This is a genomic window from Nonomuraea coxensis DSM 45129, assembly GCF_019397265.1.
GTDB classification, from domain to species: domain Bacteria; phylum Actinomycetota; class Actinomycetes; order Streptosporangiales; family Streptosporangiaceae; genus Nonomuraea; species Nonomuraea coxensis.
In genome coordinates this window covers 7,034,784-7,052,059 of the sequence record NZ_CP068985.1, presented here as the reverse complement: position 1 = coordinate 7,052,059, position 17,276 = coordinate 7,034,784, and the positions used below count along the sequence as shown (strand labels likewise).

Genomic DNA, 17,276 nt, shown 5'->3' with positions numbered 1-17,276 from the left:
GCGTCAGTCCTGCGGCTGCTCGGAGGCGGGCTGTTCGGAGGCGGGCTGCTCGGAGGCGGGCTGCTGGGAGGTGGGCTTCTGGCCGGGGAAGACGTCGTTGATCTCGTCCTCCGTCCAGCCCTGGCGGGAGATCCGCTGCAGCTCGTCGGTCACCGGCTTGCGGGTGGCCTGGTAGCGGGCCAGCGCCTCCTTGACGGAGCCGGCCTCCCTGAGCGAGTCGGCGAGGGCGCCGGCGTCCAGAATGGCGGAGTTCGCGCCCTGGCCCTGGTGGTGCAGCATCGAGTGGGCCGCGTCGCCCACGAGGACGACGGAGTCCGAGTGCCAGGTGTCCACCGGGTCGATGTCGTAGACCGCGCGGCAGTTGACGGCGTCCATGTCCAGGTTGCGGGTGATGTCCACGATCCGCGGGTCGAAGCCCTCGACGGTCCCCAGCAGGTCGTCCTTGGTGACCTTCGGCGCCCAGGTGGGGTCGGGACAGAGGGCGGTGACGTCGAACGACACCTGGTCGCGGTGGCGCAGCGGCAGGAAGTAGACCTTGGTGCCGCGGCCGATGTACATCCGGAGGTTGTCGTCGACGGCCAGGCCGTGCGCGTCGTCCACGGAGATCACGGCGCGGTAGGCGTGCTCGCCGGAGAACACCGGCTGGTTGTCGCCGAACAGCTGCGCGCGCACGACCGACTTGATGCCGTCGGCGCCGACCACCAGGTCGGCGGTGACGGACCTGCCGTTGGCGAAGGTCAGCCTGGCCCGGTCGCCCTCGTCCTCGACGGACTCCAGCTTGTGACCGAGATGCACCATGCCCTCGGGGAGCACGCCGAGCAGGGCCTCGATGAAGTCGCAGCGGTGGATCAGGTGGGTCTTCTCGCCGTAGGTGGCGATCTCCGGCCACTCCTCCTTGGCGATCGGGTCGGAGCCGGCGGTGAGGATCTCGAAGTAGTCGCTCGGCGAGCTGACTCCGGCGATCGCGTCGAAGACGCCCCACTGGCGGAACCGGTCCATGGTGGAGGGCCGCAGGCCGATGCCGGCACCGACCTCCCGGACGGCGCTCGCCTGCTCGTAGACGTCCACCGTGGCGCCGAGGAGGCTCAGGGCCTTGGCGGCGGCGGCGCCGGCGTAGCCCGCGCCGACGATCGCGATGGTCAGGTTCTTCAGGTCGGAAGGCTGCATGGTCCCGGTCTCTTTTTCAGCTCTGGATGGTCAGGAAGTCGGCGGGGTTGTCGATGAAGACGGTCGCGATCGTGCGCTCGTCGAGGCCGGCGGCCCGCAGGTCGGGGATGAGGTCCTCGAAGATGTAGTTGACGGTGTGGCCCTTCACGCCCGGCCAGCCCAGCGGGCTGCAGTTGGCGTCGGCCGAGGCGAGGACCTTGCGCAGGTGCCCCTGCCCGATGAAGCGGAGGAAGTGGTCGAGCCGCTCCCGGCGCGGGCGGGCCCAGAACGGCGGGTCCGGCAGCTCGGTCTCGTAGCCGAAGGTGTCGAAGCCGACCCGGCCGCCCTGCTCGGCGATCCAGGTGTCGCGGGTCTTCTCGGCGTTCACGCCGTCGTCGGCGTGCCCGAACAGCACCCGGTCGAGGGGCAGGCCCTCCTCGTTGAAGATCGCGATGGCGGTCTCGGCGTCGATCGCGAGGTGGGTGAGGATCGGCACGCCGGTCTCCAGCGCGGCGCGGGCGGCGGCCCGGTAGATGCGCTTGTCCAGGCCGGTCATGCGCCCGCCGCGGCTCACCCCGACCTTGATGACGCCCGCGCGGCTGCCGGTGCCGCCGATGCCGACGGTGATCTCGTGGACGAACTGCCGGGTCAGGTAGTCGACGCTCGCCCGTTCGAAGAACGGCAGGGCGGTGTCGCCGCCGACGAAGCCGGTGCACGCCACGATGTGCACGCCGGTCTTCGCCGACAGCGACCTGTAGTAGTCGACGTCGCGGCCGTTGCAGATGCCGGTGGCGTCGACGAAGGTGCCGCCGCCGTACTCGCGGCTGTGGTCGTGGAAGGCGCGCAGCTTCGGCACGGTCTCCGCGTAACGCTGCTCCGGGGACTTCCACCACGTGCTGTCCAGCTCGGAGCCGGGCATGCCGTACCCGATGTGCTCGTGGACGGCCACGATCCCCAGCTCCTCGGCCGGGATCGGTCCGAGTACGGTGTTCACTCTCGTCACAGAACTCACCTCTGGAAGGTCTGAAGGCTCTCGCTCGCGCCGCCGGCAGGCGGTCAGCGCACCGGGAGCAGGTCGCGCGGGTTGCCGGCGAGGACGCGCCGGATGTCCTCGTCGCCGAGGCCCCGCGCGGTGAGCAGGGGGACGAACTCCGACAGGACGTGGCTGAACGGCAGGTCGTTGCCGGGGTGGCCCTTGGCCACGCCGACGGCGTTGCTGGAGAGCAGGACGCGCTCGCCGTGCCCGGCCTTGACGAGGTCGAGCACGAGGGCGGCGCGGTCCTCGTCGGTGACGCCGCCGTCCGAGCCCACGTGGTCGATGGCGACGTACGCGCCGCGGCGGGCGACCTCCTGAGGGGCGCCGGCGGCGAGGGCGTCCTCGCGGTCGAGCCCGCCGACGACGACGCGGCCGGCCGGCAGCTTCTCGTCCAGGACGATCTCGAGGTCGTGGACGGCGTCGGCGCCGTAGCGGACGGAGAGCGGCACGCCGGTGGCGAGTGCGGTGCGGGCCGCGCCGCGCAGCAGGCTCTCGTCGGTGGCGGTCATGCCCTCGCGGGTGGCGGCGGTGGCCACGAGGCCCGCGGCGGCCCGCCGCTCCACGCGCGGGACCACCATGCCCTCGGTGATCTCCTGGGTGAAGAGGCGGGCGAACTTCTCCGCGGGCCAGGGCGTCGGCGGGTTGGTCTGCGGGGTCAGGAAGTAGCCGCCGAGCAGCTTCTCGGGGCCCATGCCCGTGGACGCCACGATGTGCACGCCGGTCGAGCGGGACAGCGCCTCGTACAGGCGCGGGTCGCGGCCGTGGAACATGCCCGTGCTGTCGACGATCGTCCCGCCGCCGTGCGCGCGGAAGTCCGCCAGCTTCCGCGCCAGGATCTCGAAGATCTCGGCGCGGTCGATGGTGACGTCGAAGGCGTGCTCCGCCCCCGGCAGCACCGACAGCAGAGCCTCGTGGACCGCGACGACCCCCAGGTCGTCCGCGGGGACGGGGCCGAGGACGGTGTTGACGGTGCTGCTCATGGCAGTTCGCGCACCTTTCACCGGTACTTCCTTTCGCTGGCGATCGTGTCACATACTTTTACAGGGCGTCAAGCAAGTGTCCTCCCTGTAAATTGTATTTTGCATCTGTGTGAGCACCGTCCCGACCTGCGAGGGGACGGTGCCGGTCAGGCGGCGGCGACGAGCTCGTCGTCGTCCAGGTGCTCCCCGGCGTCGGCCCGCCTGGAGCCGAAGAGCCCGGCCAGGGTCAGGACGGCCGCGACGGCCGCGCACAGCCCGGCGACCATGAAGGCGACGTTGTAGGCGCTGCCCAGCGACTCGAAGGCCAGCACCCGGAGGCTGTCCGGCATCGGCACCGGCGGCAGGTCCGGGCCCGCGCCGGGCACCACCGGCATCGAGTTGACCGCCATCGCGCCGCCCTGCTGCGCGAGGCCGCCCGCGACCTCCGTGTACGGCGGCTTCAGCCCCGACGCGGCGATGGCGGGGCCGAGGCCCTGCGTCAGGTCCCCGTTCGCCCGGCTGACCGCGAACGCGGCGATGAGCACCGGCCCGAGCGCGAAGCCGAAGTCGCGCAGCAGGTTGGTGGTGGCGCTGGCCATGCCCGCCAGCCGCAGCGGCACCGCGTTGATCGCCACGGCCGTGATCGAGCCGACGGTGAGCGCGAAGCCGACGCCGAGGGCCAGCATCGGCGCCATGAAGCGGGTCCAGTCCAGGTCGTGGACGTCGAACGTCGAGCACCAGAGGCCGCTGGCCGCGATGAGCGCGAAGCCGGCGGTGAGCACCCAGCGCGGCGAGACGTTGCGGATCAGGTGCGTGACGACCGGCACCAGCAGGAAAGCGGGTCCCTGGATGAACAGGAACAGCACGCCGATCCTGAGCGCGCTCTGGTGCTGGATGGCGCCGAGCCAGATGCTCATCGAGTAGCAGGTGGCGAGGAAGGCGAACATGCCGACGACCGTGGCGACGGCGACGACCGCGTAGGCGCGGTTGGCGAAGATGCCGAGGCGCAGCAGCGGGACCTCGGTCCGCAGCTCGATGACGACGAACGCGCCGAGCAGCACCACGCTCGCGGCGAAGGCCGCGATGATCTCGGGACGGGCGAAGCCGGCCTCGGAGCCCTGGGTGGCCGCGAAGAGCAGCGCGATCAGGCCGAGGGCCAGGGTGACCTGGCCGGGGACGTCGAGCCTGCGGCCCTCGGGGGCCGAGGAGTCGGCGGCGAACTGCGTGATGGCGATCGAGACCACCGAGGCGGCGATCACCACCAGGTACGACGTGCGCCACCCGCCGTCCTCGGCCAGCCAGCCGCCCATCAGCGGGGAGATCGCGGCGCCGGCCGACAGGAAGCCGGCCCACATGGCGATGGACCTGGACCTGGCCTCCTGCGACGTGCTCACGGCGGCCAGCATGGCGAGCGAGATCGGGTAGAGGACGGCCGCGCCGACGCCGGCGACGACCTGCCCGATCCACAGGACCTGGACCGTTCCCGCGAGGTAGCAGATGACCGAGCCGGCGATCGTGAGGGCCGCGCCGGCCTGGAGCAGGCGCTTGCGGCCGAACAGGTCGCCGATCACGCCGGTGGTCAGTTCGAGGACGACCATCGGGATCGCGAAGGCGGCCGTGACCCAGGTCAGTTCGGCGCCGGTGGTCTGGAACTCCTGCTGGAAGGTGCCGTTGAGCGCGCCGGGCAGCGAGTACGCCACCTGCGCGAGGAGCACGGCGAAGCAGCCGGCGAGCACCGTGGCGGTGTGCCCCCGCTTGTGCGTGGCGGTCTGTGTCATGGCGGTCGTCTTCCTTGTCAAAGGGGGTGGGGGTGTGAGCGGGGTCACCGCGTTGATTGTGCAAAGTGGCACAAGATTTAACATGGCGTCAAGTATTTGAGCAGCGCGTATTTGATATGGGCACCACGGACAGAACGCGGCCGGTGTGCTCTACGCTTGCCGTATGGCGAGGCTTCGTGAGGCACAGAAGGAGATGACACGCAAGCTCCTGCTGGACGCCGGGCTGGAGCTGTTCGTGTCGAAGGGCTATGCGGCCACGACGGTCGACGACATCGCGTCGGCGGCGGGAACGACGCGGGTGACCTTCTACGCCTACTTCCCCTCGAAGGTCGACCTGATGAAGGCCCTCATCAGCGAGCGGCTCAACGCCGCGCTCGACCGCGTCCCCTCACCGGAGCACGGCTCGACCGCGCGCGACCTGGTCACCGTGGTCGAGGACGGCTCGCGGGAGCGGATCCGCGACTGGCTCGCGGCGATCTCGCAGCGCTGGCCCGTCATCCGCCCCTACACCACGGCCGCCTTCGAGGCCGCCGCCGTCGATCCCGCGATCCGCGAGCTCCTCGGCGCCTGGCTCGACGAGGCCATCGGCGACGTCGAGGAAGGACTCAACCGGGCCGGCCGGTTCCCCGCCGCCACCCGGCACTTCCGCAGCGTCATCGCCATCACCGAGCTCGACCACGTCGCGCGCCACTGGGTCGCGGGACACTGGGGCGTCCAGCGCGAGGAGATGCTGGACGTGCTCACCGAGAGCTGGCACGGCACGATCGGCCGCCGCTGACGGCGCCCCTCAGGGCCGCGCCGCGTCGAACAGCAGCTGGCGCAGCCACGCCATGAAGTGGTGGTCGCCGAGCCGCGGGTTCCACACCATGTCGATGCCGAGGCCGGGGATCGGGAACGGGAACTCCTCGATGCGCAGCGGCACGAGCGTGTTCATCTCACGGGCCACCCGATACCGCAGCAGCGCGACCCCGCCGGCCCGCCCCACCAGATACGGCACGAGCAGGAAGTCGGAGATCAGCCGCCCCACACGGTAGGGGACGCCGTGCTCGTCGAGCACCGAGTAGGGGAAGACCCGCCGCTCGGTGTCCACGACGACGTGCGGCTGCGTGGACAGCAGGTCGAGCGCGCTCGACTCCGGCGGCGTGTCCACGGAGGTCACCACCACGCCGCGGTCGTCGTACAGGCGCTCGCGCGGGTACGGCGCGGCGATCGCCTCGGAGATCAGGACGACGTCCACGCCGTGCTCGGTGTAGGTGGACTCGGTCGGCACGATGATCGTGCGCAGGCGCAGCGTCGCGTTCGGGGCCCGCTCCGCCACCAGGCGCGACAGCCGCGCCCCGAGCACGAACGCCGTGCTCGTGGTCATCGCCACCGTGATCACCCGGCGGTCCGTCTCCGGGTCGAAGACGGGGAACCTGACCACGTCCGCGACCTGTTCGAGCGTCGCCCGCAGCGGCGCGACGAGCTGCACGGCGCGCGGGGTCAGCGTGACGGCGTTGCCCTGCCGGACGATCAGGTCGTCGCCGAGCAGCCGGCGCAGACGGCCGAGGGCGTGGCTCATCGCCGACTGGGAGAGGCCGACCCGCTGCGCGGCCCTGGTGACCGAGCGCTCCTCCAGCACCGCGAGAAGGGGCACCAGCAGGTTGAGGTTGACCGACGCCAGCCGGTCAAGCCCGGAGCCCGTGGCGCTCCTGTCGTCGTCGCTCATCGCGACGCATCCTACGCGGCGGCCTGGCTCACCCTGCGCAGCTTGGGGATGGGGACGCGGTGGTTCAGCGCCACGGCGGCGCCGCTGCCGTCGCCCCGTGACCAGCGCATCAGCGCGGGCCCGCCGGGCCCGCCCTCGACGAACTCCGGCTCTCCCGCCACCGGCAGCTCGCCCGCCGCCTTGAGACTGAGCCCGAACTGCTCGGTCCAGAAGTACGGCTGGAAGCGCAGCGGCGGCGCCTGCCCGCCCCGTACGAGGGCGGCCCCGGCGACCTTCGCCTGCTCGATCGCGCTGCTCCACAGGGGGACGCGGCGGCGGCCGTACGGGGTAGGGAACGCCGCCAGGTCGCCGGCCGCCGCGATGCCGGGGCGGGCCAGCCCGCGCTCGTCCACCTGGAGCACGCCCCGGTCGGCCAGGCCGGTGCCGGCCAGCCACTCGGTGTTGGGGATGTCGCCGACGGCGGACACCAGCAGCTCCGCCTCGACGACCTCGCCGTCCCCGAGATGGACGCGGGCCTGCCCGGCGGACGCCTCGACGTGCGTGGCGCCGTTCGTGAGGAGGGTCAGCCCGCGCTCCAGCGCGGCCCTGACGAAGACGCCCGCCAGGTACGGCCCCAGGTGCGCGCTCAGCGGCACCCCGTCCGAGACGAGCGTGACCCGGCAGCCCGCCGCCAGGCAGCCGGAGGCGATCTCCATGCCGAGCGGGCCGCCGCCGACCACGACGACCGACGGCCGCCCGGCGAGGCGCGCCCGCAGCGCGAGCGCGTCGTCCAGCCCGCGCAGGGTCAGCTCCTCCGGCAGGCCGGACAGCCGCCGGGCGCGGGAGCCGGTGGCGATCACCAGCCGGTCGTACGGCAGCGCGTCGCCGCCGTCGAGCCTGACGAGCCGGCGTTCCAGGTCGAGCCCCGACGCCCGCACCCCCAGCAGCTCGCGCGCCCCGTGCGTGGCCGGCGGCAGCTCGTGGGACGACAGGTCGTCGCCGTCGAGCAGGAGGGCCTTCGACAGCGCCGGGCGGCTGTAGGCGGGGTGCCGCTCGTCGCCGACGACGGTCAGCTCCCCGTCGTACCCGCTGTCGCGCAGGGCGTCGGCCGCGGTGAGCCCCGCGACGCCGTTGCCGACGACGACGACCCGCCTGATCGGCCCGCTCACGCGAGGCGGAGGGCCGCGACCGGGCAGACCCGGACGGCGGCCTGGGCCAGCGGGACGTCGGCGTCGCCGACCTCCTCCTGGTGCAGGACCAGCTCGCCGTCGTCGTCGAGGTGCATCAGCGTCGGCGCGGCCTCCTCGCAGAGGCCGTGCCCCTCGCAGCGGGGACGGTTCAGGACGATCTTCATGCGGGGAACACTTCCAGGACGGGGAGCTCTTCGATGCTCCGGGTGATGTTGCTCGGCACCCGCGTCTCGGGGCCGACGACGAGCCGTTCGACGCGGCGGGACAGGGACGTGATGACCGCGTGCGCCTCCAGCCGGGCGAGGCCCTGGCCGGCGCAGCCGTGCGGGCCGTAACCGAACGACAGGTGGTCGATCGGGTTCCGCTCGACCAGGAACGTGTCGGGGTCCGGGTAGTGGCGCGGGTCCCGGTTGCCGGCGCCGAGCAGGACCGCGATCTTGGCCCCCTCGGGGACGAGGACGCCGTCGATCTCCACGTCCCTGGTCGCGCGGCGTCCCCAGGCGTTGATCGGCGGCCAGAACCTGAGCGTCTCGTTGAACGCGGCCGGTACCAGCGCCGGGTTCTCCCGCACCAGCGCGAGCTGGCCGGGGTGCCGGGCGAAGAGGGCGACGACGTTGCCGATGGAGGCGATCGTGCTGTCCACCCCCGCGCCCAGGTACTGGTGGATGATGTGGCCGGCGGTGCCCGGCGGGATCTCGCCCCGGGCCTCGGCCTCGAAGATGCCGCGGCCGACGGAGCCGGGCGTCAGGTCGTCGGCGGTGACGGCCGAGCACCAGGCGTACAGCTCGCCCGCGATCGGGAAGCTCTCCGCGGTGCGCTGGTTCATCGGCCCGAGGACCTGCATCGCCGCCTGCCCCCAGCGCAGCATGTTCTCGCGGACGTGGCCGGTGAACCCGATGAGGTCGGCGACGACCTCCAGCGGCAGGGCGCGGGCCAGCGCGTCGACGGCCTCGAACGACCCCTTGGCGACCAGCTCCTCCACCAGCGCGTCCGCCTTGGCCTCGATCGTGCCCTTCAGGCCGCGCAGCGCCCGCGGCGACAGGTTGGCGGTCAGCGCCGCCCGCAGCCGCGTGTGCGTGGGCGGGTCCGAGGAGAGGGACGTGCCGGTCAGGGCCTCGTTGACCATCGGGTTGAAGCCGATGGCCCCGGCCGAGGAGAAGGTCTCCCAGTCGGCGAGGGCGTCACGGATCACGTCGTAGCGCGTGAGCGCGTAGACGTCGTTCGCGGGGAGGCGGACGACGGCGCCGAGCTCGCGCAGCGCCGCGTACGACGGGTAGGGGTCGATCAGCACCTCGTCGTCGAAGAGGTCCAGGTCGGAGACGGGTGCAGCGGAGTCGGTCATCGGTCTCACCTCGGGGTCGGTCACTGGTAGTCCAGTGAAACCACCGCGCCTCCATCAGGCAAACGCATGTTCTTCATGGTCCGGCATGAATCCGGTGCATGACGCGGTTTGTCCCCCGTGCGAGCTACCCGCGAGTGTCCACCGTACGGTGACGATTCCCGAGAGCCCGATCTCTAGCGTTCAGTGCGTGGCCGAGGCGCGCGGATCGCCGGCCGGGAACCCTCTTCAAGGAGTCGTGCGGCCGGCGAGGCCGCTAGGCTCTCCCGGTGATCGACTTCCGCCGGGTCACGGAGCTGTGGCAGCGGCTCCCCGTCACGGTCCGGGACGCACCGTTCGGGATGGCACTGGCGGTCGCGTCGTCCCTGCCGGCACTCCAGACCCATGGGACGCAGCTCGGCGACCTGCCGGCCCGCCCCTTCGACGGGCTGGGCGTCCGCGTTCGAGGTGGGCGCCCGCGCTGACGAGCGCAATGGCCAGCGCGGTGCCTGCCACCGTGTGGTAGGCGCGGACCTGATCGAGGGCGAACCCGAGCGAGACCAGGGCAAGGGAGACGGCCGGCCACCTGCGGCGCAGGGCGAGCGGCAGGCACTGGAGGGCGACCGCGACTCCGGCGGGTCGTCGTGGTCCTGCTGTCGGCGGCGTACGTGGCGCTCGCGGTGGTGCTCACCCGGCTCGGCTCGCCCGAGGGGCTGGACGGCTTCACGGTCTTCTACCTGCTGCTGGTGCTCGCCTGGTGCATCGGGGCCTGGCTCCGCTCCACCCGGATCGCCGAGGCCGAACGCCGCCGCGCCGTCGCCGAGGCCACCCGCGCCGCCGAGCGCACCCGCATCGCCCGCGAGCTGCACGACGTCGTCACCCACCACGTCACGGCGATGGTCGTGCAGGCCGTGGCGGCCCGCTACGCCTCCCGCATCCGCCCCGCAGAGCAGGACCAGGACGGCGGCGCGCTCACCCCGCGCGAGCTGGAGGTGCTGCGCCTCATCGCCGACGGCCTGTCCAACAGCGAGATCGCCGCGACGCTGGTCATCAGCCAGGAGACGGTGAAGACGTACGTGTCCCGCATCCTCACCAAGCTCGACCTGCGCGACCGCGTGCAGGCCGTCGTCTACGCCTACCGCAGGGGACTGGTGACCTGACCCGGTGTCCTAGGGTGAGAGGCCGTGCGCATCACTTCACTGAACACCTGGGGCGGGGCGATGTTCGACGAGCTCGCCCCCTGGCTCGCCGGCTGCGACGCCGACGTCCTGTGCCTGCAGGAGGTCACCTGCACCCCGACCGCGGACGGCTGGACCCGGTTCGACGACGACGAGCGCTCGCTGCCGCAGCGGGCCGACCTCCTGGGCGACGTACGCGCCCGCCTGCCCCGCCACCACGCCCTGTTCACCGCGTGCGACTCCGGGCCGGTCCACGACGGCGAGCACCGCGTCCACCGGCAGGAGTTCGGGCTCGCGAGCTTCGTCGCCCCGGCGTTCCCCGTCGTCGGCGTGCGCTCCGGCTTCGTGCACGGCGAGTACGCCGACCACGGCGACCGGTGGCCGAGCGACGGCCGGTCGCGGGTCGCGCTGGCGGTGCGCGTGTTCGACCGGCGGGCCGGGCGCTTCGTCACGGTCGTGAACTTCCACGGCCTGCGGGACGCGAGCGGCAAGGCCGACACCCCCGCCCGCCGCGCGCAGGCCGAACGCCTCGCCGACCTCGCCGCCGGTGCCCGCGAGAAGGGCGACCTGACCGTGGTGTGCGGCGACTTCAACGTCCTGCCCGGCAGCGAGACGTTCCGCGTCCTCGAAGGGCTGGACCTGGTGGACCTGGTGCGCGACGCCGACACCCGGACCTCCCGCTACCCCAAGCCGGTCCGCCACGCGAGCTACCTGCTGGTCTCCGAGCCCGACGCCGTCACGCGGTTCGAGATCGTGGCCGCGCCCGAGGTGTCCGACCACCGGGCGCTGACGCTCGACCTCTGGGGCTGACGAGGTCCTGCGCCTCGACCTGCGGGCCGCGCCCGCCCCTGGCCGGCTCGACGGCGATGCTGAACGAGGCGCTCGGCATCGCGGTCGTCGGCGCGGCCGGCGAGCCCACCCAGCGCTCCACCTACGGCTCGTTCACCGTCAACGGCCGCGCCTCGGCGCCCCGCCTGGCCGACCGCCTGGACGTGGAGTCGTTCGCCCGTTACGTGGCCCTGCAGAACCTCATGGTCAGCTTCGACGACATGGCCGGCCCCGGCCGCAACTACTACCTGTGGCATGGGCGGGCACCCGCTGAAGGAGAAGTTCCTCGCCGACGCCGGCTTCAAGAAGCTCTACGAGCAGCAGTACCGCGCCCTGTACACCAAGCTGCTGGCCGGCGACGCCGCCTCCGGCCTGCTGGACATGCTGGTCGCGGCCTACAACCTGAACGACGGGGCCGACGCTGCCAGGATCGCCGGGGAGGCGGGGACGCTGCGCACGTGCCTGGAGACCAGGAAGAAGACGCTGGGCGCGGACCAGGCGATCACCGGCGCGTGACCGCGGCCGCCGCCGCGCCGCCGCGCGTACGCGAGAGGAGGACCCCGGCGACCACGAGGACGCCGCCCGCGACGGTGGTCCAGCCCAGCGGCTCGGCCAGCAGCACCGTCCCGAGCAACGTCGACCACACGGGCGTCACGTACGTCACGGTGGAGGCGATCGTGGACCCCGCCGAGCGGATCACCCGCAGGTTGAGGATGTACGCCAGCCCGGTGCCGACCGCGCCGAGCAGCACGAGCGCCCCCGCGGCGGGCACGCCGGGCCAGGACGGCCCGCCGCCGGCGAGCGGGGTGACGACGGCCAGCTCGGCGGTCGCGCAGACGATCTGCACGGCCGACAGCGCGGCGGCCGAGCCCTCACGCCCCGAGTAGAACCTGCGGGTGTAGGCGAACCCGGCCCCGTAGCAGGCCGTGGCCGCCAGGCAGGCGAGGCTCCCCTCCACCGGGCCGCCGCCCGCGCCCGGCCCGGCCGCGAGCACCACGAGCGCCCCGGCGAACCCGACGAGCAGCCCGAGGAGGCGGCGGGCGGTCGGCCGCTCCTGCGGCACCATGAGCAGGACGAACACGAGCGTGGTCAGCGGCGTCGTCGCGTTCCACACGCCGGCGAGCACCGAGCTGACCAGCGTCTCGCCGTACGCGAGGAGGGCGAACGGCACCGCGTTGAGCAGCGCGGCCACGACCAGCGCGTGCCCCCAGACGGCCCGGTCGCGGGGGAGCGGCTCCCGCCGCAGCGCGCACACCGCGAGCAGGGCGAGCGCGCCGAACAAGCAGCGCCAGAACGCCACCCACAGCGGTGGGACCCCCGCATCGACCGCGACCTTGATCAGCGCGAAGCTCGCCCCCCAGATGGCGGACAACGTCACGAACGCCGGCATCCACCGCATGGCGCCCCCCTTTTCCTCGGCGATGGACGGCATCCTGCTGAGCAGGGGAGCATGAGTCCAACAAGCCGGCTCCCGGACCCTATGAAGGAAACTCATGACGGTGCACCTGGCCCAGCTGCGGGCGTTCGTGGCGGTGCTCGACGAAGGCGGCTTCAGCGCCGCGGCCGACGCTCTCGGCGTGAGCCAGTCGGCCGTCTCGCACGCCGTCACCGCGCTCGAACGCGCGCTCAAGGCCCCGGTGCTGCTGCGTCAGGGCCGGCCGCGGCCCACGGCGTTCGGGGAGCGGATCCTCGCGCACGCGCGGGCCGCGGTCGCGGCGGCCGTCGCCATCGACGACCTCGTGGCCCTGCGCGACGGCGTGCCGCGCGGGGCGATCAGGCTGGGCGCCCCGCCGTCCGTGTGCCAGGGGCTCCTTCCCGGTCTGCTCACCCGGTGGAAGGCCGACTTCCCCGAGGTCGAGATCACCGTGTTCGAGGGCGAGGACGACGAGGTGGCCGGCTGGCTCGCGGGCTCCGCCGTCGAGCTCGCCGTGCTCGTCGACCCGCCGCCGGGCGCCGGGGTGGTCGTCGGCGCGGACGCCTTCCACGCCCTGCTCCGCCGGGACCACCCGCTCGCGGGGGAGGCGTCCGTCAGCGTCACGGACCTGGAGGACGATCCCTTCCTGCTGTCCTGCGGCGGCTGCGAGTCGCACGTCAGGGAGGTCTTCCGCCTGGCGCGGGCGCCGTTCGCGCCCGCGCACCGGATCAGGGAGATGGGCACGCTGCTCGCCATGGTCCGCAGCGGCGTCGGCGTGACTGTCGTGCCCGGTCTCACCGCCGCGATGCTGGACGCGCGGCTCGTCCTGGTGCCGCTCGACCAGCGGGTCACCAGGAGGCTCGTGCTCAGCGGACCGCCCGGCCGCCCCTGGCACCCCGCCGCCGAGACCCTCGTCGCCGCGGCCGACCCACCTCTTTGACCCTTATACGGCCGCGTCGGCGAGCAGGCGGGCGAGCTCGCGCGGCCGGGTCAGCATGGGCCAGTGCCCGGAGTCGAGGTCGGCGAACGTGACATGCCTGGCCCGCGCCAGCTCGGGCACGTCCCCCGCGTCGATCCACGCCTTCGCCTCGGCCGGCCCGAACTCGGGGCACACGACGACGACCGGCACGTCGTGACGGCGCTCGTCGGTCAGCCGTACGACGCCTTTGGCGACCCCCTCGGGCACGGGGATCGCGGCGGCGGCGAAGGCCCGCCTGGCCTCCTCGTCGAGGTCGGCCGAGTCGGCCCCCTCGAACGGCCCCCACCCGGGGAAGGGCATGACGCCGTCCGTCACCTCGAAGAAGTCCGCGTACGCCGCCCCGTCGGAGGCCGGGAAACCACCGACCAGGGCCACCTTGGCGACCCGTTCCGGCCGCGCGTCGGCGGCCAGCCACGCCAGGCTGCACGCGGCCGAGTGCCCCACCACCATGACCTCGCCGGACGCCGCGTCCAGGGCGGCGAGCACGGCCGCCACCTGGTCGCCGAGCGTGGCCGAGCCGGAGCCGTCGCCCTGACCGGGCAGGGCGACCGGCACCGGGCGGTGGCCGAGCGCGGCGAGCTCGGACACGACGTCGTCCCAGGTGGAGGCGTCGAGCCAGAGGCCGCCGATGAGCAGGATGTCCACAGTCAGTCTTCCTTCTGCAATGCGTTCTTCTTCTGTGCGTCCTTCTTCAGGGCGTTCAGATCGCGTTCGGCGTAGAGCCGGTGCTCCCACTCCTCGTTGAGGATGATGTGGAGGCACTCTTTGACGGGGAAACGTTCGAGTCGCGGCCAGCCGGGCTCGGTGCGGGTCACCTCGGCGGCCAGCCGCTCGCCGGTGAGCGCGTCCAGGACGCCGCGCACCATCGCCTGCCGCTCGCGGCGGACGGCGAGCACCTCGTCGAGCGAGGGGCGCAGGTCGCGCTCGCACGGGATGCCGTCCCACCGGGGCGCCTCGTCCCAGGGCAGGTCGAGCGGATGCCAGGGCGAGGGGTCGCCGAGGACCATCCGGGCCGCCCACGCGGCGGAGGCGAAGTTCAGGTGCCGCAGGGTCTGGACGAACGACCACTCGTCATCGACGCCGCGGTGCAGCTCGGCCTCCGGGAACGTACGGGCCCGCGCGAGGGTGCCCTCCCACAGCCGCTCCAGGACCGCCCACGCCTCGCGGAACCCGGCCGGGTCCTCGGGGCGCATCTTCGCCCGCTCCGGCATGCGCCGATTCAGCTCGGCCTCGACCAGCGGGGCGATGTCGACGCCGTTCACGACGACGTTGCTCAGCTCGCCGGAGATCTCGACGTCGATCAGCTCGACGCCGCGCAGGCGGGTCCGCAGGAACAGCGCGGAGCGGAGGTCGGCCCCGGTGAGGTCGATCCCGCGCATCCGGGCGTTGACCAGGTCCACCCGGTCGAAGGTGGCGTCCTGGAGGTTCACGCGCTCGAAGCGCGCCGCGGAGAGGTCCCGCTCGCGAAACTCGTCCATGAGCGCCGACCCTATGCCCCATTCCGGACGATGTGCTTCCGGTAGGCGCCGGGGACGGGTTCGCGGGATGTTCCGATACGTTGGAGTTCATGGTCGCCGCCCCCGCTTCCACCGCCGCCCGCACGGAGACGACCCGGCTCGACTGGCTGGACGCGCTGCGCGGCCTCGGCGCCCTGGCAGTGGTGGGGGAGCACCTGACCACGTGGGCCATCCCCTGGCTGCGGCCCACCGCGATCAATCTCGGCATCTACGGCGTGCTGGTGTTCTTCCTGGTCAGCGGCTACATCATCCCGCACTCCCTAGAGCGGCACGGCGACGTACGCGCCTTCTGGATCGGCCGCGTCTTCCGGCTCTACCCGCTCTACCTGGCGGCGATCGCGCTGACGCTGGCGCTCTCGCCGTGGATCGCGGTACGCGCCGAGGTGCCGCGCGACGCCTCGGCGGTGGCCGCGCACGCGACGATGCTGCTCGACGCCGTCGGGTCGGCCGGCGTGCTCAACACCATGTGGACGCTCTCGTACGAGATGGTGTTCTACCTGCTCGCGGCGGCGCTGTTCGTGCTCGGCGTACGCGACGGGCGGGGCCTGCTGCCGGTGTTGCCGGCCGTGGCGGCGGCGGTGACCGGCCTGGCGTGGGCGGCGCCGCCGCTGTCCGGGGCGTGGTTGTCGTGGGTGTCGCTGGCCGTGTTCGCCGCCGGGCTGGTGTGCGTGCTCGCCGGGCGGGCGGTGCGCGGCGCGAGCGTGGCGCTGGGCGTCATGGCGCTGGCGCTGCTGCTGCTCAGCAGCCGCGTGCCGTGGTTCGGGGCGGCGATCGTGGCGGTGATGTTCGCCGGCACCGCCGTCCACCGATGGGAACGCGGCCAGGGCCGGCTGTGGCCGGTCGGCGTCGCGGCGGCGCTGGTGGCCGCGACGCCGGTGTGGGCGCTCAGCGCCGGCTGGTGGTGGGTGCGGCCGCCGGTGTGGATCCTGACCGTCGTGCTGGCCGCCGCCACCTTCGGCGCGGCCATGGCGCTGCGCGGCCGGCGGCTGCCCGCCGCGCTGACCAGGCTCGGCGTCGTCAGCTACTCGCTCTACCTGGTGCACCTGCCGCTGCTGCTGGTCCTCATGGCGGTGCTCGGGGAGATGCGGTGGGCGCCGACGGCGGCGCAGCTCGGCGTCGGCGTGCTCGTCCTCGCCCTGCTGCTGCCGCTGAGCTGGCTCAGCCACCGCTTCCTGGAACTGCCCGGTCAGCGGCTGGGCCGGCGGCTGGCCCGCCGCCTTCGCTGAGCGTGTCGGCTTCTATGAGCGTGCCTATGGCGGCGAGCAGGCAGGCGAAGTCCTCGTCGCGTACGTGCCGGTCGTGATGGTCGAAGCGGCCGGCGGCCTCGCCGGCGGCGTAGCCCAGGACGGCGGTGCTGATCAGCCGCTCGGCGCGGGCGGCCCGGTCGGGCGCGAGCCCGGCCTGCCGCAGCGCGGCCACGACGCCGTCGCGGATCTCGCGGGACCGCTCGGTCGCCGCCGGGCGCTGGAGCAGCAGCGGGAAGACCGCCGGATGGCGGGCCGCGGTGTCGCGGATCGCGGCGGCCATCGCGCCCAGCCGCTCCCGCCAGGACGCGTGCTCCGGGGGCAGCGGGGGGAGCAGCGCCTCCACGAGCGCGGCGCGAGCCGCAAGCTCGGTCTGCGCCTGCCCGAGGCCGAAGCGCAGTTACGGCGGCTCGGCGGGGGCCTCCGCTGGCACGGCGCGCTGTCGGCCGACGTCATCCTGACCCCCGACGGCCCCGTGGTCATCGACGTGAACCCACGGCTGGTCGAGCCGGTCAACGCCCTGCTGTCCGGGGTCGATCTGGTGACGCCGCTGCTGGACCTCGCCCGCGGCCGGACACCGTCCCCGCAGTCGGCCGGCAGGGCGGGAGTGGCGACCCATCAACTGCTGCTCGCGGTGCTGGGCGCGGCCGAGCACACCGGGCGGCGGCGGGCCGTGCTCGGCGAGCTCGCCGGCGCGCTGCTGCGCCGTGGCGGCTACGCGGGCAGCGCGGAGGAGCTGACCCCCGGTCCCGACGCGCGGGCTGCGCTGCTGCTGGCAGCCATGTCCGGGCTGGTGCTCGCCCGCCCGCGCGCCTGGCGGCGCTTCGCCACGGGCAGCGTCACCGCGTACGCGCTCAGCCCGGAGGGATGGGAGCGCATCCTCGGCGCGGCTCCCGCGTGAGCCGATGGACCTGGCTCGCTCGGCCCCGATGTTGACGAAGTCGGGCGTGCGGCGGGGGCCGAACTGGCAGAATTCCCCCAACGCTGGGCGATCCCGGCGTG

20 protein-coding genes and 2 pseudogenes are annotated in these 17,276 nt (G+C 73.2%); 9 read left to right on the top strand and 13 right to left on the bottom strand.

All coding sequences use genetic code 11. The annotated features are described in order from the left end of the window. Positions 1-3: 3 nt before the first annotated feature. The 4 genes from Nocox_RS33065 to Nocox_RS33050 form a co-directional block, all read right to left on the bottom strand. A complete protein-coding gene (locus tag Nocox_RS33065; RefSeq protein ID WP_020545637.1) occupies positions 4-1,167 on the bottom strand; it encodes an FAD-dependent oxidoreductase in 1,164 nt (387 codons plus the stop codon). Between the two features lie 16 nt (positions 1,168-1,183). Then, the gene (locus Nocox_RS33060) at positions 1,184-2,149 is read right to left on the bottom strand and encodes a phosphotriesterase family protein (RefSeq protein WP_026214863.1); all 966 of its coding nucleotides are present in this window, start codon (positions 2,147-2,149) and stop codon (positions 1,184-1,186) included. Between the two features lie 53 nt (positions 2,150-2,202). After that, a complete protein-coding gene (locus Nocox_RS33055; RefSeq protein ID WP_020545635.1) occupies positions 2,203-3,162 on the bottom strand; it encodes a phosphotriesterase family protein in 960 nt (319 codons plus the stop codon). A 146-nt stretch (positions 3,163-3,308) separates the two neighbouring features. Further along, positions 3,309-4,919, bottom strand: a complete 1,611-nt coding sequence (locus Nocox_RS33050) for an MFS transporter (RefSeq protein ID WP_020545634.1) — start codon at positions 4,917-4,919, stop codon at positions 3,309-3,311. Positions 4,920-5,112: 193 nt separating this feature from the next. Here Nocox_RS33050 and Nocox_RS33045 point away from each other — a divergent pair, with 193 nt between their 5' ends. Continuing rightward, on the top strand, positions 5,113-5,697 hold the full coding sequence (locus Nocox_RS33045) for a TetR/AcrR family transcriptional regulator (protein ID WP_020545633.1): 585 nt from the start codon (positions 5,113-5,115) through the stop codon (positions 5,695-5,697). A 9-nt stretch (positions 5,698-5,706) separates the two neighbouring features. Here Nocox_RS33045 and Nocox_RS33040 read toward each other — a convergent pair whose 3' ends face one another. Genes Nocox_RS33040 through Nocox_RS33025 form a run of 4 tightly spaced genes read right to left on the bottom strand, consistent with a single transcriptional unit; the run spans position 5,707 to position 9,138 of the window. After that, positions 5,707-6,627, bottom strand: coding sequence for a LysR family transcriptional regulator (locus tag Nocox_RS33040; protein ID WP_020545632.1), 921 nt, complete (start codon positions 6,625-6,627; stop codon positions 5,707-5,709). Between the two features lie 11 nt (positions 6,628-6,638). Next, positions 6,639-7,775, bottom strand: coding sequence for an NAD(P)/FAD-dependent oxidoreductase (locus tag Nocox_RS33035; protein ID WP_020545631.1), 1,137 nt, complete (start codon positions 7,773-7,775; stop codon positions 6,639-6,641). Then, the gene (locus Nocox_RS33030) at positions 7,772-7,960 is read right to left on the bottom strand and encodes a ferredoxin (protein ID WP_020545630.1); all 189 of its coding nucleotides are present in this window, start codon (positions 7,958-7,960) and stop codon (positions 7,772-7,774) included. Before Nocox_RS33030 ends, Nocox_RS33035 begins: the two co-directional genes overlap by 4 nt. Next, complete coding sequence (locus Nocox_RS33025) at positions 7,957-9,138, bottom strand: cytochrome P450 (protein ID WP_026214860.1); 1,182 nt, start codon at positions 9,136-9,138, stop codon at positions 7,957-7,959. The genes Nocox_RS33030 and Nocox_RS33025 overlap by 4 nt, the downstream gene beginning before the upstream one ends. 266 nt (positions 9,139-9,404) lie before the next feature. Between Nocox_RS33025 and Nocox_RS33020 the strand changes: the two genes are divergently transcribed. Then, positions 9,405-9,599, top strand: a complete 195-nt coding sequence (locus Nocox_RS33020; RefSeq protein ID WP_020545628.1) for a hypothetical protein — start codon at positions 9,405-9,407, stop codon at positions 9,597-9,599. On the opposite strand, the pseudogene Nocox_RS43420 reads toward Nocox_RS33020, so the two are convergent. After that, positions 9,568-9,744, bottom strand: a pseudogene (locus Nocox_RS43420) (two-component sensor histidine kinase); the annotation flags it as partial. The gene Nocox_RS33020 and the pseudogene Nocox_RS43420 overlap by 32 nt on opposite strands. Positions 9,745-10,010: 266 nt before the next feature. Between Nocox_RS43420 and Nocox_RS44040 the strand changes: the two are divergent. The 4 genes and pseudogenes from Nocox_RS44040 (at position 10,011) to Nocox_RS33005 (ending at position 11,636) form a co-directional block, all read left to right on the top strand. Next, positions 10,011-10,274 carry a response regulator transcription factor gene (locus tag Nocox_RS44040; protein ID WP_425517807.1) on the top strand — a complete coding sequence of 88 codons (264 nt, stop codon included), beginning with the start codon at positions 10,011-10,013 and terminating at the stop codon, positions 10,272-10,274. Between the two features lie 24 nt (positions 10,275-10,298). Further along, entirely contained in the window at positions 10,299-11,102 is an 804-nt protein-coding gene (locus tag Nocox_RS33010; protein WP_026214859.1) for an endonuclease/exonuclease/phosphatase family protein, read from the top strand. Positions 11,103-11,158: 56 nt separating this feature from the next. Further along, positions 11,159-11,329, top strand: a pseudogene (locus Nocox_RS44270) (hypothetical protein); the annotation flags it as partial. 46 nt (positions 11,330-11,375) lie between these two features. Continuing rightward, a complete protein-coding gene (locus Nocox_RS33005) occupies positions 11,376-11,636 on the top strand; it encodes a hypothetical protein (RefSeq protein ID WP_020545625.1) in 261 nt (86 codons plus the stop codon). Here Nocox_RS33005 and Nocox_RS33000 read toward each other — a convergent pair. Beyond that, positions 11,623-12,519 carry a DMT family transporter gene (locus Nocox_RS33000; protein ID WP_020545624.1) on the bottom strand — a complete coding sequence of 299 codons (897 nt, stop codon included), beginning with the start codon at positions 12,517-12,519 and terminating at the stop codon, positions 11,623-11,625. The genes Nocox_RS33005 and Nocox_RS33000 overlap by 14 nt on opposite strands. 94 nt (positions 12,520-12,613) lie before the next feature. On the opposite strand from Nocox_RS33000, the gene Nocox_RS32995 reads away from it, so the two are divergent. Further along, positions 12,614-13,474 (top strand): LysR family transcriptional regulator, encoded by an 861-nt coding sequence (locus Nocox_RS32995; RefSeq protein WP_020545623.1) that lies wholly within the window; start codon positions 12,614-12,616, stop codon positions 13,472-13,474. 3 nt (positions 13,475-13,477) lie between these two features. On the opposite strand, the gene Nocox_RS32990 is transcribed toward Nocox_RS32995, so the two are convergent. Both Nocox_RS32990 and Nocox_RS32985 read right to left on the bottom strand, forming a co-directional pair. Then, positions 13,478-14,158, bottom strand: a complete 681-nt coding sequence (locus Nocox_RS32990) for an alpha/beta fold hydrolase (protein WP_020545622.1) — start codon at positions 14,156-14,158, stop codon at positions 13,478-13,480. Positions 14,159-14,160: 2 nt separating this feature from the next. Beyond that, on the bottom strand, positions 14,161-14,991 hold the full coding sequence (locus tag Nocox_RS32985; RefSeq protein ID WP_020545621.1) for a DinB family protein: 831 nt from the start codon (positions 14,989-14,991) through the stop codon (positions 14,161-14,163). Positions 14,992-15,080: 89 nt separating this feature from the next. Between Nocox_RS32985 and Nocox_RS32980 the strand changes: the two genes are divergently transcribed. Continuing rightward, the gene (locus Nocox_RS32980; protein WP_051112690.1) at positions 15,081-16,256 is read left to right on the top strand and encodes an acyltransferase family protein; all 1,176 of its coding nucleotides are present in this window, start codon (positions 15,081-15,083) and stop codon (positions 16,254-16,256) included. Here Nocox_RS32980 and Nocox_RS32975 read toward each other — a convergent pair. Continuing rightward, positions 16,189-16,620, bottom strand: coding sequence for a TetR/AcrR family transcriptional regulator C-terminal domain-containing protein (locus tag Nocox_RS32975; protein WP_157383307.1), 432 nt, complete (start codon positions 16,618-16,620; stop codon positions 16,189-16,191). The two genes, Nocox_RS32980 and Nocox_RS32975, sit on opposite strands and share 68 nt — an antisense overlap. Between Nocox_RS32975 and Nocox_RS32970 the strand changes: the two genes are divergently transcribed. Further along, on the top strand, positions 16,585-17,175 hold the full coding sequence (locus Nocox_RS32970; RefSeq protein ID WP_020545618.1) for an ATP-grasp domain-containing protein: 591 nt from the start codon (positions 16,585-16,587) through the stop codon (positions 17,173-17,175). The genes Nocox_RS32975 and Nocox_RS32970 overlap by 36 nt on opposite strands. Positions 17,176-17,276 lie beyond the last annotated feature (101 nt).

What these genes read in the sequence shown, in the direction of transcription:
- Nocox_RS33065 (WP_020545637.1), bottom strand. Translation starts at nt 1,167, where the DNA reads ATGCAGCCTTCCGACCTGAAGAACCTGACCATCGCGATCGTCGGCGCG.
- Nocox_RS33055 (WP_020545635.1), bottom strand. Translation starts at nt 3,162, where the DNA reads ATGAGCAGCACCGTCAACACCGTCCTCGGCCCCGTCCCCGCGGACGAC.
- Nocox_RS33050 (WP_020545634.1), bottom strand. Translation starts at nt 4,919, where the DNA reads ATGACACAGACCGCCACGCACAAGCGGGGGCACACCGCCACGGTGCTC.
- Nocox_RS33045 (WP_020545633.1), top strand. Translation starts at nt 5,113, where the DNA reads ATGACACGCAAGCTCCTGCTGGACGCCGGGCTGGAGCTGTTCGTGTCG.
- Nocox_RS33040 (WP_020545632.1), bottom strand. Translation starts at nt 6,627, where the DNA reads ATGAGCGACGACGACAGGAGCGCCACGGGCTCCGGGCTTGACCGGCTG.
- Nocox_RS33030 (WP_020545630.1), bottom strand. Translation starts at nt 7,960, where the DNA reads ATGAAGATCGTCCTGAACCGTCCCCGCTGCGAGGGGCACGGCCTCTGC.
- Nocox_RS33025 (WP_026214860.1), bottom strand. Translation starts at nt 9,138, where the DNA reads ATGACCGACTCCGCTGCACCCGTCTCCGACCTGGACCTCTTCGACGAC.
- Nocox_RS44040 (WP_425517807.1), top strand. Translation starts at nt 10,011, where the DNA reads ATGGTCGTGCAGGCCGTGGCGGCCCGCTACGCCTCCCGCATCCGCCCC.
- Nocox_RS33005 (WP_020545625.1), top strand. Translation starts at nt 11,376, where the DNA reads ATGGGCGGGCACCCGCTGAAGGAGAAGTTCCTCGCCGACGCCGGCTTC.
- Nocox_RS33000 (WP_020545624.1), bottom strand. Translation starts at nt 12,519, where the DNA reads ATGCGGTGGATGCCGGCGTTCGTGACGTTGTCCGCCATCTGGGGGGCG.
- Nocox_RS32995 (WP_020545623.1), top strand. Translation starts at nt 12,614, where the DNA reads ATGACGGTGCACCTGGCCCAGCTGCGGGCGTTCGTGGCGGTGCTCGAC.
- Nocox_RS32985 (WP_020545621.1), bottom strand. Translation starts at nt 14,991, where the DNA reads ATGGACGAGTTTCGCGAGCGGGACCTCTCCGCGGCGCGCTTCGAGCGC.
- Nocox_RS32980 (WP_051112690.1), top strand. Translation starts at nt 15,081, where the DNA reads ATGGTCGCCGCCCCCGCTTCCACCGCCGCCCGCACGGAGACGACCCGG.